Origin of the sequence: Nostoc favosum CHAB5714, from assembly GCF_020829495.1 — a bacterium.
Lineage (GTDB): Bacteria > Cyanobacteriota > Cyanobacteriia > Cyanobacteriales > Nostocaceae > Nostoc > Nostoc favosum.
In genome coordinates this window covers 108,491-121,916 of the sequence record NZ_JAIVFQ010000002.1, presented here as the reverse complement: position 1 = coordinate 121,916, position 13,426 = coordinate 108,491, and the positions used below count along the sequence as shown (strand labels likewise).

Annotated in this window: 9 protein-coding genes; 6 read left to right on the top strand and 3 right to left on the bottom strand. The window is 44.2% G+C overall.

Translation table 11 applies throughout. The features are described from left to right. Positions 1 to 25: 25 nt before the first annotated feature. Positions 26 to 1,711: a lysine--tRNA ligase gene (gene lysS, locus LC586_RS02115; protein ID WP_229482731.1), complete on the bottom strand. Its 1,686-nt coding sequence runs from the start codon at positions 1,709 to 1,711 to the stop codon at positions 26 to 28. 147 nt (positions 1,712 to 1,858) lie between these two features. On the opposite strand from lysS, the gene LC586_RS02110 reads away from it, so the two are divergent. Further along, positions 1,859 to 2,416, top strand: coding sequence for a Uma2 family endonuclease (locus LC586_RS02110; RefSeq protein ID WP_229482730.1), 558 nt, complete (start codon positions 1,859 to 1,861; stop codon positions 2,414 to 2,416). 650 nt (positions 2,417 to 3,066) lie between these two features. Here the strand turns inward: LC586_RS02110 and LC586_RS02105 are convergent. Together LC586_RS02105 and LC586_RS02100 are read right to left on the bottom strand one after the other, a co-directional pair. Beyond that, a complete protein-coding gene (locus LC586_RS02105; protein ID WP_229482729.1) occupies positions 3,067 to 3,492 on the bottom strand; it encodes a hypothetical protein in 426 nt (141 codons plus the stop codon). Between the two features lie 844 nt (positions 3,493 to 4,336). Beyond that, entirely contained in the window at positions 4,337 to 5,299 is a 963-nt protein-coding gene (locus LC586_RS02100; protein ID WP_229482728.1) for a M48 family metallopeptidase, read from the bottom strand. A gap of 138 nt (positions 5,300 to 5,437) precedes the next feature. Here LC586_RS02100 and LC586_RS02095 point away from each other — a divergent pair, with 138 nt between their 5' ends. The 5 genes from LC586_RS02095 to LC586_RS02075 all read left to right on the top strand — a co-directional run bounded on the left by LC586_RS02095 (position 5,438) and on the right by LC586_RS02075 (position 13,224). Beyond that, positions 5,438 to 7,021 (top strand): helicase C-terminal domain-containing protein, encoded by a 1,584-nt coding sequence (locus LC586_RS02095; protein WP_229482727.1) that lies wholly within the window; start codon positions 5,438 to 5,440, stop codon positions 7,019 to 7,021. After that, entirely contained in the window at positions 7,002 to 7,172 is a 171-nt protein-coding gene (locus LC586_RS02090; protein ID WP_229482726.1) for a hypothetical protein, read from the top strand. The genes LC586_RS02095 and LC586_RS02090 overlap by 20 nt, the downstream gene beginning before the upstream one ends. 29 nt (positions 7,173 to 7,201) lie before the next feature. After that, on the top strand, positions 7,202 to 7,417 hold the full coding sequence (locus tag LC586_RS02085) for a DUF2839 domain-containing protein (RefSeq protein WP_229482725.1): 216 nt from the start codon (positions 7,202 to 7,204) through the stop codon (positions 7,415 to 7,417). 366 nt (positions 7,418 to 7,783) lie between these two features. After that, positions 7,784 to 9,877 (top strand): prolyl oligopeptidase family serine peptidase, encoded by a 2,094-nt coding sequence (locus LC586_RS02080; protein WP_229482724.1) that lies wholly within the window; start codon positions 7,784 to 7,786, stop codon positions 9,875 to 9,877. Between the two features lie 563 nt (positions 9,878 to 10,440). Next, on the top strand, positions 10,441 to 13,224 hold the full coding sequence (locus LC586_RS02075) for a M16 family metallopeptidase (protein WP_438822867.1): 2,784 nt from the start codon (positions 10,441 to 10,443) through the stop codon (positions 13,222 to 13,224). Positions 13,225 to 13,426 lie beyond the last annotated feature (202 nt).

The following is a 13,426-nucleotide window of genomic DNA, read 5'->3' as shown; positions in this document are numbered from 1 at the left end:
CGAGTTACCGCCCCATGCATCTTTACTAGCTCAACTGTTCAAATTTAAATTTCCCTTTAATAAACTTGTTAAAGTATTGACCTTTAGACGGTGCATTGTCTAAGTCTTCCTTCACACTGGGAGGTACTTTGAAATACTCGTAAACACTTCCACTATCAAATTCAATAGTCAGTGTTTGAGTTTTTGGCTCATAGGTAAATTGCTTAATAACGCTGCCTTCAGGCTTGAGTAGCGGGAAGGCGATCGCATCCCGAATACTGGCACAATCAGTTAATAACATTACCAACCGATCAATCCCAATCCCTAAACCACCTGTAGGCGGCATACCGTATTCAAGGGCTGTCAAAAAGTCTTCATCTACACCTTGGGCTTCTAAGTCGCCAGCAGCTTTTCTTTCAGCTTGGGCTTCTAGGCGTTCTCTTTGATCAATGGGATCGGTAAGTTCTGAAAAGCTATTGCCAGTTTCTCGCCCTACGATAAATAACTCAAATCTTTCCACCAAACCAGGTTGAGAACGGTGAGGTTTTGCTAGGGGCGAAATTTCTACTGGGTAATCAATTACAAAGGTAGGTTGAATTAAATTAGCTTCTACTTTCTCTTCAAAAGCTAAATTCAGTAACTTTCCAATTGATTTGGCTTCATCTATACCAGGAATACTAGCATTTTTACTTGCTGTTTTTGCTTCTTCCAATGTTTGGAAAGAATTGAAATCCAAGCCTGTGAATTCTTTAACTAAATCGTGCATTGTCACCCGCCGCCAAGGTGGTGTTAAATCTATAGGTTCCCCTTGGTAGGTGATTTGCAATGTGCCGAGTACATCTTGGGCGACAGTGGTAATAATCCCCTCAGTCAGCGCCATCATATCGTTGTAATCGGCGTAGGCTTGGTAAATTTCAATCGTCGTAAATTCGGGATTATGTCGAGTGGAAATTCCCTCATTGCGGAAAACCCGCCCCAATTCAAACACCTTTTCAAAACCACCCACAATCAACCGCTTGAGATGAAGTTCTGTGGCAATTCGCAGATACAACTCCATTTCTAAAGTGTTGTGGTAAGTGATAAATGGACGCGCATCTGCACCCCCAGTCTCACTTTGCAAAACTGGCGTTTCAATTTCCAGAAAATTTCGTTCTTCTAAATAACGGCGAATACCGGCAGTAATTTGGGCGCGACGGCGGAAAGTTTGCCGTACTTCCGGGTTAACAATTAAGTCAACGTAGCGCTGACGGTAGCGCTTGGCAACATCCGTTAATCCATGCCACTTGTCGGGTAGGGGCAACAGGGATTTAGTCAGGATAGTATATTGTTTAACGTAGACAGATAACTCGCCCTTTTCAGTCCGTTTAATAGTACCTTTAACTCCCAGGATATCGCCTGCATCTGTGAGTTGTTTTAAATGATTGAAGGCATCAGCATCAATATCTGCCATGCTTTCTTGGATGCGATTTTTATCCAAATAAAGCTGAATTGTGCCAGTTTCATCTTGCAAGGTGAAGAAAGCCAGTTTACCAAAAACGCGACGCGCCATAATGCGTCCAGCGATCGCAACTTCTAAATCAACTTCTTCACCACTGGCTAAATCGGCAAACTGTTCTTGCAACTGCGCTGCATGATGGGTAGATTCCCAACGATAGGCGTAGGGATTAGTCCCTAGCTGCTTGAGTTGTTCTACTTTCTCCAGCCTTGCGGCTCGGATATCTTCTTCCGACATGGTAAGGAACTTTCAGGGGGCAAGATTAATTATAGTTGCTGCAAAAGTTGAGAGTAAGAGATATTTGCACTTTGCAGATGATAATATCGCCTAAAATTGATGTGCGTAGGCGTAGCCCAACCCAGGCATCGCTAAAGGAAATACACAATGACACAAACTAGAGTCCGCCTGTGGACTGTAAACGAATATCACCGGATGTTTGAAACGGGTATTATTACAGAGGATGAACGGGTAGAACTGATTAATGGGCAAGTTATCCCCATGAGCGCCAAAAATCCTCCACACGCAGCAACAACTCTATGTGCGTCTGATTATTTTAAGCGGTCGCTGGCAGAAGTTGCCTTAGTTCGGGTGCAAGATCCCATTCAATTAAGCCAATACTCGGAACCTGAACCAGATATTGCCGTTGTCCGCATTGATGCGCGAAAGTACATTGATCGTCATCCTGCACCCAATGAAATCTTTTTATTGATTGAGGTAGCAGATACAACGCTAGACACGGATCGGAAACAGAAAGCACCTTTATATGCTAAGGCAGGAATTGCTGATTACTGGATTTTGGATGTGAATCAGCATCAGGTTTATGTTTTCCGCGAACCGAGCTTGAAAGGCTACAATCTTGAATTTATTTTGCAGGAGGATGCAACTTTATCTTTGATTGCATTTCCAGAAATTGAAATCCATATTAGTCAAATGTTTCCATAGGTTTGGCAATTTTAGACTCCTTCATAAGGCTTGCTCTAATTCCCTCCAATTTATCGGAGGGTTAGGGAGGATCACGCCTTAACCTAAGAGGTTGTTTGAAAAGTGGTTCGCTGTGACTTTAGGCACTTTTAGATCCCCCCTAACCCACGCCAGTCGCTCCACTTGGGGAGACCCCAAGACCGCGCTGGCTCCCCTTAAAAAGGGGGGAACCGGAATCAAAGTCCCCCAATTTATCGGGGGATTTAGAGGGATCTAAAACTTTTGATACCAACAAGAGGACTTTTCAAACACCTTCTAAGCGTATTGGGCAATAGTAGGTAAGATACTTACAAGAAAAAGTGCGATCGCTTGATAGCATTTTATCCAAAAGGCTGTCAAATTAATTCATAAATTTTTAATTACTAATTCATAATTATTACCCCACGCACGCCACTTGCTCTCGCGCGGGGAGACCCCAAGACCGCAGTGGCTTATTAATGCGGGGGCTTGAAAAATGATTAAGCATTTTTGTGTCTCCATTGATACTGCATGGGGCAAGTAAGCTGAAATTATGAATTATGAATTATGAATTAATAATTATTTGGTCATAGAAAATATGATTCATATCTTCTATGACAACGATTCAATAATCCAATGTACAAGTCAAACCTTTATTTATGGTCTACTGTTAGCGAATGCCTAGATGAAATAGCCTTCATTTTCAAGTTAGTAAATTGCACGATCGCCTTTACAAAATCTTGCTGTTCTGGTTGCAAATGCAGTTTTTCTAGGGCTTGATTGATATTATTACCAGCCCGGAGATTGTGATTAAGTTGGGCACGTTGCGATGTATTTAAGACTGCCTCAATTTCCCTGTTTCTTCTCTGACGCACAGCCTGGAGTTCTTGGCGTTGTAAGGGAGTCAGGTTAATCTCCGACGAGGTGGAGTAGCTAGCAGTTTTGGTAGTTTGGGCGGAAATAACACCAAAAGTAGTATGGAACTGAACGGGTGCAGCTAAGGCAATTCCCGGCATGGAAAGGACAAGAGCTAGAATAGCAGCGAACACAGAAAACCGTTTTGTCAAGTGAATTGCCATATTCAGAAATGCTTACATCTAAAGGTTTGTAGTGAGGACTTTAGTCCTCATTTTAGGGCTACAACGTTAGTACAGCATTTCACGCGGTGTGCAACTTTCCCTCAAACCTAACCCCCAACCCCTTCCCTAAGAGGGAAGGGGAGCAAGACTTAAAGCCTCTCTCCGCTTCGGGGAGAGGAATGGAAGTGGGGTTTTAAGAATAAGTTGCACATCGCGTCATTTCATTAATTCGTAGCGAATTAAATTTGGCATACCCTGCATTGTTAATGCGGCGGCGGCCTTGTTAATGCGGCGGCTTGCATTGTTAATGCGGCGGCGGCCTTGTTAATGCGGCGGCTTGCATTGTTAATGCGGCGGCGGCCTTGTTAATGCGGCGGCTTGCATTGTTAATGCGGCGGCTTGCATTGTTAATGCGGCGGTGGCCTTGTTAATGCATCTCAATGCAATGCCAATGCGTTCCCTTGCATTAAAAACGCTACGCTTTTACGCAAAACTTTACTTAGGGACTTCCAACTAAAAAAATGTCCCATCGCTGTGTAAGCAAGGGAGGAAGAAGCTGATCATCGCTTTCGCTCTAAGAAATTGGATATAGCGCTTCTCGCTTGAGTCCAATACAGACCTAACCCCCAGCCCCTTAAGAGCTAGCGTTGGGGAACAAGATTCAAAGCCTCTCTCCTTTTAGGAGAGAGGAATGGAAGTGAGGTCAAAGTGTATTGCTTCCATTCGAGAACCGCTATAATTTAATTTCTGGAAATCCTTAAGACAAAGTATGTGCTAAAAGTATATATAGTGCATTAGGCAAATCTAATGCACTATATAATATAACTTCACTCAGCACTCAGAACTACTCAGACCTTTTCATTCTGTCGATTTCCCGTTGTAATTCTTCAATTTGACGGCGTAAAGTTTCTGTTTCATTCGCGGAAGATTCTGCTGCAACATTTACTGATCCTGAAGCAGGCGATCGCTGATAATTTCCTCGGCGAATTTGCTGGTATTCTTCAGATACTGCCCACGCCCGTAAATAATGCAAGCGTTCCACTGGGAAAGGATGGGTCAACATCGTACCCTGAGCGCCATTGTAGATCAAAAATTTATACACCTGATTTAGTCCATCTTCATCCAGTGCCTGATAATTTTCTGACTGCTTGATAAACTCTTGTAAACTACATTCGTTGGCATATTTGTTACTACCGCCAGAGAGTTTCATCATCGTTGACATCACGGGATTCAAGTCATCCATGACTAGTAGTGCGGCGCGATCTGACGATAACTCGGCTTTACGCCGCCACTCAAAAAAGGCGTAAATCAAACCTTGTGTGACAATATTACCGATGCCGAAGGTCAATTCTCCCAAGGCGGAAGCAGCACTCATCGCCCACATCGCCATTTGAATTAAAATAGTATGACCACATTTAATATGCCCCAGTTCATGGGCTAGCACCGCCCGAATCTCGGCTTCGTCTAGTAAGTCTAGTATCCCTGTATTTATGACTATGTAAGGATTCTCTTGCCCCAGCGCATAGCTATTTGCTTGGGGATTTTGCGAGACAAACAGTGTCGGTTCTGGGTAAATGTCCAAATCTCGGACGCATTCCCGAAACATCTGGTAAATAGTGGAATATTGACGCGGCCCGACTTGGATGGTGTTACCCATTAGATAGACTAACTGAGGGCGTTCGTAGATAAATTCCACAAATTTACGAGCGATTAAATCAAATCCTGGTAAATTTCGTAAAGCTTGCTCGGCTTGGCGATCTAGTGGATGCCTGAAGGCTTCGCTGGAAATTCCTGTGTAAGTTGGCATAATTCAGGGTATTGGGTGATTGGTCATTGGTCATTAGTCATTGGTCATTAGCAAAGGACAAATGACAAATAACAAAGGACAACATAATAGAAGTGGGGCTTTGTTCGTAAAAGTCACTTTGTATGGAATTAAAAGCGTGTGATTGAGGCAGAAGTTCATTTTTCACTACATAACTTTTTGCGATCGCAGGCGGGGTTCCCTTCCTGGCCCCATCATTTGACGATGGCACGGTTGGTAGCACGCGCCTTGCGCCTGGGACGTAGTGCCCTAATTCAAGTAGGGGCGGTTTGTGGCTATCAAGGGCGATATCGTACTAGTTTCGTAGCATCAGCCCTGATGTGGCATGGCCCTGTAATTATTGTTGCTCAAGAAGCGGTGCAGCAACTTCTGCTGCGGGTGGAAATTCCCCGTCTACAGCAGTGGCTACCAGCCAACAAAGCGATTAGGACAGGTGATGCTTGGCCTAGTGCTGAGTTCCAAGGGCTACTGTTGACCTCTCCAGAAGCTTGGTTAAAAGGGCAATTTGCTGGTGGCTCCTGCTTTCCCCAAGGCATCCCCACAATTATTGATGGGGTAGATGATCTAGAAGATTGGGTGCGTCATCAACTTACCCAAGATATTCAACCCGATGATTGGGAGCAACTCATGCTGGCTTGCCCAAATCAAGCTGAGGTAATTCGTGAAGCACGGATACAACTTACACACGAACTTCTTCAGCATCCTGTCAATCCATATCAGTGCTACCTAATTTCCCAACCAGAAATAGAAATTTTAAGCCGTCTCTATTCTGCTTTAGAGTCAGTACAAGCACTGCCAGAACCTTGGAAAAAATTCTGGCAACAATTTCAAACCCTTGATGAAAATCTTTCCCCCCCTGCCTCCCCTGCCCCCTCATCTCCCCCTGCCCCCCCTGCCCTCTTCTGGGCGACTATTGCCCATCGACAAGGTTTATTTTCTTTACACTACGCCCCAATGGAGTTAGGGGAAATCCTCTCACCCTTATGGCAGCGACAACCAGTAGTTTTAATTGGCAGCGCCATAGAACCGGAAACTGAGGCTCCCCTTTTCCGACAGCGCCTTGGTTTGGACGATTTAACTTGCCTGAAGTTCTCTTCAGATCAAGCAGAAGCAATTCAACTGTATGTCCCTTATAAATTGCCCCTACCTAACACGCCAGAATTTCAAGCGGCATTTATTCACAAAGTCCGCACACTGGTTTGTCTAAGTGCTACAGCATCAGGATTAACGGTTGTCTTGGTGGGGGATGTACCACTCAAGTCTCAAGTTGCAACAATTCTGGCCTCAGAGTTTGGTTCGCGGGTGCAAGTCGAAAAAACTTGTTTAGATGAAAATGGTATTTTGATTAGCGGTTGGGAATTTTGGCGAGAACATCAGCGAGTCTTGCCAGCACCCCATCTGTTAATTATTGCTACTTTACCTTTACCATCTTTAGAAAATCCGCTAGTAGCTGGTAGGGTAGCTCGCTATAAGCGATCGCATCAAGATTGGTTTCGTTTATATTTGTTGCCAGCTGCCTTGAGTGAATTACAAAGAGCGATCGCTCCAGTTCGAGAAAGTCAAGGTATTGTTGCTTTACTTGATAGTCGTGTAGTTAATCGCAGCTACGGCGCTCAAATTCTTGCAGCTTTAAGTCCTCTGGCCCGCATTAACTATCTCGACCCCAGTCTGTTTTCTAATACCGATGAAGAAAATTCCGCCTAAAGTTCAGTTATCAATGCCCCATGCCCCATGCCCAATGCCCAATGCCCAATTTAAATTTTGTCAACCAAAGCGCGATCGTCTAAAAGCAAGCACTATTATCAGTTTATTGCCTCTCTGTAGCTATGATTCCTGGCAAGATAAATTTAGATAGAACCTAAGTAAAAATTTGAGTTGCTGATTATGGGTGAAGCAAAGCGTCGTAAAACCACACTAGGGGAAACATACGGTCAAGAGACTCGCATCTTGCCTTGGCTTCCCATCACAAAAAAACAAGCAGAATTATTTGTCAGTTGGACAAGTCGTGGTGCTTGGATAGGCATTGGACTTATGGTTGTAGCATGGGCAACTATCCGTTTTATCGGCCCAGCCTTCGGTTGGTGGCAAGTAGTCTACTAAATGCTGCTGTAGAATAGCCCTTTCAAGCTGGGTAAAAATTTTGCTTAATAAACTTTAACCTCTTAACTCTGTGTTGCGCCAGTTGCTTCAAGTCGGGAAACCCGCCCAACGCACTGGCTTCTCTGTGCCTCTGCGGTTAAATAAAAGAATTTTTAGCCGCAGAGACACGGAGTAGGACACTTGCGTGGGCAGGTTTCCCGACTTGAGCAAAGTGTCCGTTGCGCAGAGAGAAAAAAAAGAGATTTGACCAGTCAACTTGGAAGGGCTGATCTTAAATTGGAATTTTCCCGCAGGTTTGGTCAGTATATGCTCTACGTCTTGGGTCTATCTTTGTAGTATGTAAAGAAGCACTTTTGACCTGAGATTATGCCCTCCTCTAAAAAAACCCTCACCTACCCATCTAGCCACAAAAGCAATCAAGTCGATAACTACCACAGTACTTTAGTCGCAGATCCTTACCGTTGGTTAGAAGATCCTGACTCTGAAGAAACAAGGGCTTGGATTGAGGCACAAAATCAAGTTACTTTTGGCTACTTGAGTGAAATTCCTACCAGGGAAAAAATTAAACAGCGCCTCACCAAACTTTGGGATTATGAAAAATATGGTATCCCTTTTAAAGAAGGCGAATCTCTGCAAGACGGTTCCACTGAACGCTACTTTTATTTCAAAAATGACGGACTGCAAAATCAAAGTGTCCTCTACACTCTGAAAACCCTCGACGACCAACCCAAAGTTTTACTCGACCCTAATAAACTTTCAGAAGATGGTACTGTTGCTCTTTCGGGATTGTCTATTAGCGAGGATGCTAAACTTTTAGCATACAGTCTATCTGCCTCTGGTTCTGATTGGCAAGAATGGAAAGTACGCGATGTCGAAACTGGTGAAGACCTCCAAGACCACCTGAAATGGATTAAATTTTCTGGCGCGTCGTGGACACATGATAATCAAGGTTTCTTCTACAGTCGCTACGATGAACCAAATGAAAAAACTCAATTAGAAGATGTTAACTATTATCAAAAGCTCTACTATCATCAATTAGGTAAACCCCAATCAGAAGACGTACTAATTTACCATCGCCCTGACCAAAAGGAATGGGGTTTTAGTGGCGGTGTTACTGAAGATGGACGCTATTTAATAATTTCAATTTGGCTAGGTACTGACTCCAAAAATTTGGTTTTCTTTAAAGATTTGACTAACCCTAATGCTGAAGTCGTAGAATTAATTAACCAATTTGAGGCAGATTACAGCTTTATCGACAATGATGATAACGTGTTTTATTTCCGCACGGATTTAAATGCACCACGGGGAAGAGTTATTGCAATTGACACCAAAAACCCTGCACCAGAAAATTGGCGAGAAATTATTCCCCAATCAGCAGAAACGTTGGAAAGTGTAGGCGTACTCAATAACCAATTTGTTGCTGATTACCTCAAAGATGCTCACAGCCAAATTAAAATATTTGACCTCAAAGGTGCGTTTATTCGTGAGGTAGAATTACCTGGACTGGGTTCAGCCGGAGGTTTTGGAGGTAAGCGTCATGATACCGAAACTTTTTATAGTTTCACCAGTTTCACCACACCAGGAACTATCTATCGCTACGATATGGTAACTGGTAAAAGTACCATTTTCCGCCAGCCACAGGTAGATTTTAATCCTAATGATTACGAGACTAAACAAGTCTTTTATCATAGCAAAGATGGTACTAAAGTACCAATGTTTATCACTCATAAAAAGGGCATAAAGTTAGATGGAAATAACCCGACTTATCTCTATGCCTATGGTGGTTTTAATGCCTCAATGACACCTGGTTTTTCTGTAAGTCTTTTGGTGTGGATGGAGATGGGTGGTGTCTATGCTATGCCTAATATACGCGGCGGTGGAGAATACGGCGAAGAATGGCATCAAGCAGGAATGAAGGATAAAAAGCAGAATGTCTTTGATGACTTTATTGGCGCTGGTGAGTGGTTGATTGCTAATAAGTATACTAAGACTGAGAAGCTAGCGATCGCAGGTGGTAGTAACGGCGGTTTATTAGTGGGTGCTTGTATAACGCAACGTCCCCATTTGTTTGGTGCAGCTTTACCAGCAGTCGGCGTGATGGATATGTTGCGGTTCCACAAATTTACCATCGGCTGGGCTTGGACTTCCGAATATGGTTCAGCAGATAATCCAGAAGAGTTTCCAGCGCTGTATGCTTATTCGCCACTACACAACATCAAACCAAATACAGCTTACCCAGCAACCTTAATTACCACAGCCGATCATGACGATCGCGTTGTCCCTGCTCATAGTTTCAAATTTGCCGCAGCTTTGCAAGAGGCTCACATTGGTGATGCGCCAACGCTAATTAGAATTGAGACAAAAGCAGGACATGGTGCGGGTAAACCCACAGCTAAAATTATCGAAGAAGCCGCAGATAAATGGGCTTTTTTGGTGCGTACTTTGGATGTTGAAGTTTAGGGGTTGATTTATTTGTAGGGTGCGTTACACTGCGTTAACGCACCACATTATTTCCATAAGTTCAATTATATTTCTCCTATTTCTCGGAGATAAGCAGGTCGGGGCATGAGTTGTCTAACCAGTGCAGCATCAGCCGTCCAAAACTCCGCAGACACACTCTGGGTACAAGCAAGAAAGGCGGCATCATAAAGGGTAGATAATCCGTATTTATAGATCGTGCGTAAAACCTCATCCCCTTGTGGGTGTTAATGCGTTGGCTTGCATTGTTAATGTGTTGGCTTGCATTGTTAATGCGTCGGCTGCATTGTTAATGCGTTGGCTTGCATTAAAAACGCTACGCTTTTACGCAAAGCTGTACTTAGTATTGACTGCTTCATCAATTCGATAAACGCGATCGCTTCTACTTCTGGGTAAGGTGTATCCCAAATACTGCGATGTCATTATCTTGAAATGCACGCAGCACCAATCGTAGTGTTTCCATGCTGATTGAAGCTTGAGAGATGACTTAGCATTAAATAATTATGTAAAAGCGATTTCCATTGCTTATGAAGCTACGCTCATATATGCTTATAGGATTTTTTCTTAGCCTTCTGCTAAGTATTTTGCCTTTTTCGGGCAATTTCACCAATGCTGCAACACCAACAACAGCCGCACCTGTATCAGCTGTCTCATTCACCCAAGGGGTGCAAAAAACGGTATTGGACAACGGCTTAACGGTGCTAACTAAAGAAGTCCATACCGCTCCAGTAGTGAGCGTACAAGTTTGGTATAAAGTTGGCTCACGTAACGAGGTTAAGGGAGAGAATGGCATTTCTCACCAGCTAGAACATTTAATGTTCAAGGGTACAACTGACCGTCCTGTGCAGTTTGGAAGGTTATTTAGTGCCTTGGGTAGCCAGTTCAATGCTTTTACTAGTTATGACCAAACAGCTTACTTTGGCACAGTGCAACGAGACAAACTCGAAGCATTGTTGACACTGGAAGCCGATCGCATGGAAAACTCTTTAGTTGGGCCTGAACAACTGACAAGTGAAAAGCGGGTGGTAATCTCCGAGTTACAGGGGTACGAAAATTCACCAGGCTATCGTCTGAGTCGGGCAGTGATGCGAGATGCTTTTCCTAATAGAGCCTATGGCTTACCTGTGGGAGGCACAAAAGCTGATGTAGAGAAATTCACGGTGGAGCAGGTGCGGAATTATTACCAAACCTATTACAGCCCAGAAAATGCCACGTTGGTGATTACAGGGGATTTTGCCACAGAACCTGTACTCAAAGTTGTTAAAGAAACTTATGGGAAGTTGGCAAAACGAGGAAAAGAGAACACGGGGACGCAAGGACGCAAGGACGCGGTGAGGGGAAATACCACCGCTTCTTCTCCGGTTGCCCCTACTACTAAAAAAGCACCGATTGTTTTGAAGCAACCTGGAAGTGCGGCACTACTGCAAGCAGTGTATCCTCTGCCAGATATCAAGCATCCTGATGTCCCAGCAATTGATGTAATGGATGCCATCCTCACAGGCGGACGTAGTTCTAGGCTTTACCAGGCTTTGGTGGAATCTGGACTCGCTAGTTCAGCGAGTGGCGGTGCTGCCGAACTCATTGAACCAGGTTGGTATGAAATTAATGCTACGGCGGCTCCGGGTCAAGAGTTAGGGAAAATTGCTCAGGTGCTTCAGGAATCTTTAGCAAAATTGCAACAGCAGCCAGTTACCACAGAAGAATTGAACCGGGCGAAGACGCAACTGCAAGCCTCTTTTATTTTGGGTAACCAAGACATCACTAGTCAGGCAAGCCAATTGGGATATAACCAAACTGTGGCTGGCGATTATCATTTTATTGAACAGTATCTGGCTGCGATCGCAAAAGTGACCCCAGCCCAAGTACAGAAAGTAGCGAAAAACTACCTCAATCCGACGAAACAAACCATCGGCTTCTTTGAGCCAACTCAACCAGATGGTAAACCAGGGACTTCTAGCGCTGGTTCTGGTCGCACAGTAGAAAATTTCAGCCCTGGTAAGCCTGTAGATCCAGCAGAACTGGCGAAATATCTGCCACCTGCCACATCAGCTACAGATTCGGGCAAACAATCATTACCAGAAGAGTTTACCTTAAATAATGGTTTGCGGGTTTTGCTTTTGCGCGATCGCAACCTCCCCACCATTAACCTGAGTGGACAAATTGACGCTGGTACTGAATTTGACGGCAACCAAAAAGCTGGATTAGCGAATTTGACTGCGGCCAACTTAATGAATGGGACGCAGACTAAAAATGCTCTGACGCTAGCAAAAACCTTAGAAGACCGGGGAGCCGATTTGAATTTCAGTGCCAGCCGCGAGGGAGTTAGCGTTAGCGGTGAGGGACTCTCAGCGAACCTGCCGATATTGATTCAAACTCTGGCAGATGTGTTAGAAAACGCGACTTTTCCAGCCGACCAGTTAGAACTGAGTCGCCAACGGGCACTGATAAGTTTCAAAGTCCAGCTAGATGACCCCAGAGGTTTAGGAAGACAAGTATTTCAGCAGGCAATTTACCCAGAAAATCATCCATTCCATAGCTTTCCCACAGCCGAGAGTTTAAAGAGTATTACTCGTGATGATTTGCTTGGCTTCTACCAGACACACTACCGACCAGATAACACAACGATCGCTTTAGTGGGAGACTTTGATCCAGTTAAGGTAAAAACTTTGCTGAATCAGGCGTTTGGCAAATGGTCAGCCACAGGTAAGCCACCTGTTCTGAAAATAGCATCCGTGCCATTGCCGCAAACTTTGACACGTTTAAACAAAGTCATACCTGGTAAATCCGAAGCTGTTACCTACATCGGCTACAACGGTATCTCTCGGAAAGACCCACGTTATTATGCAGCACTGGTACTGAATCAAATTTTAGGTGGTGATACCTTAGCGAGCCGTTTGGGTACGGAAGTGCGCGATCGCCAGGGTCTAACCTACGGTATCTATAGTGGTTTTGCCGCCGGAATCAATCCCGGCCCGTTCTTGATTCAGATGCAGACTGCTCCTGGTGATGCCCAAAAAGCGATCGCCAGTACTCTCGCTTTACTCAAACAGTTGCGCGAGCAAGGAGTAACTGAGTCTGAATTCAACACGGCAAAACGCTCAATTACTAATAGCTATCCTGTGGATTTAGCTAATCCCAGTGACGTATCAAGCATCATTTTGAATAATGCTGTTTTGGGACTTTCACGCTCAGAAATCCGAGAGTTTCCCCAGAAGATTCAAGCAGTCACGATGGCTCAGATGCAACAGGCAATTGAGGATTTAATTAAGCCGGAAAATCTGATAATTGTCACTGCTGGCCCTGGAGAGACTGTAACCAAGGGCAGCTAATTACCTCAAGCCAAAACACAAAGGTACTAAAATTTGCTTGGCGCCTTTGTGTTTTTGCTTCATACCAATTTAAAAAATAATTACGAGCAATCTGTCTGGGAGAGTTGTGTCATAAGTAGTAGGACAAAAATATTTACAGTCATTGCGAGCGTTCGCTCCCGCAATGACATTGTGTAATTAATTCTGTCTGACTACTTAAGGA

What these genes read in the sequence shown, in the direction of transcription:
- lysS (WP_229482731.1), bottom strand. Translation starts at nt 1,711, where the DNA reads ATGTCGGAAGAAGATATCCGAGCCGCAAGGCTGGAGAAAGTAGAACAA.
- LC586_RS02110 (WP_229482730.1), top strand. Translation starts at nt 1,859, where the DNA reads ATGACACAAACTAGAGTCCGCCTGTGGACTGTAAACGAATATCACCGG.
- LC586_RS02105 (WP_229482729.1), bottom strand. Translation starts at nt 3,492, where the DNA reads ATGGCAATTCACTTGACAAAACGGTTTTCTGTGTTCGCTGCTATTCTA.
- LC586_RS02100 (WP_229482728.1), bottom strand. Translation starts at nt 5,299, where the DNA reads ATGCCAACTTACACAGGAATTTCCAGCGAAGCCTTCAGGCATCCACTA.
- LC586_RS02090 (WP_229482726.1), top strand. Translation starts at nt 7,002, where the DNA reads ATGAAGAAAATTCCGCCTAAAGTTCAGTTATCAATGCCCCATGCCCCA.
- LC586_RS02085 (WP_229482725.1), top strand. Translation starts at nt 7,202, where the DNA reads ATGGGTGAAGCAAAGCGTCGTAAAACCACACTAGGGGAAACATACGGT.
- LC586_RS02080 (WP_229482724.1), top strand. Translation starts at nt 7,784, where the DNA reads ATGCCCTCCTCTAAAAAAACCCTCACCTACCCATCTAGCCACAAAAGC.
- LC586_RS02075 (WP_438822867.1), top strand. Translation starts at nt 10,441, where the DNA reads ATGCTTATAGGATTTTTTCTTAGCCTTCTGCTAAGTATTTTGCCTTTT.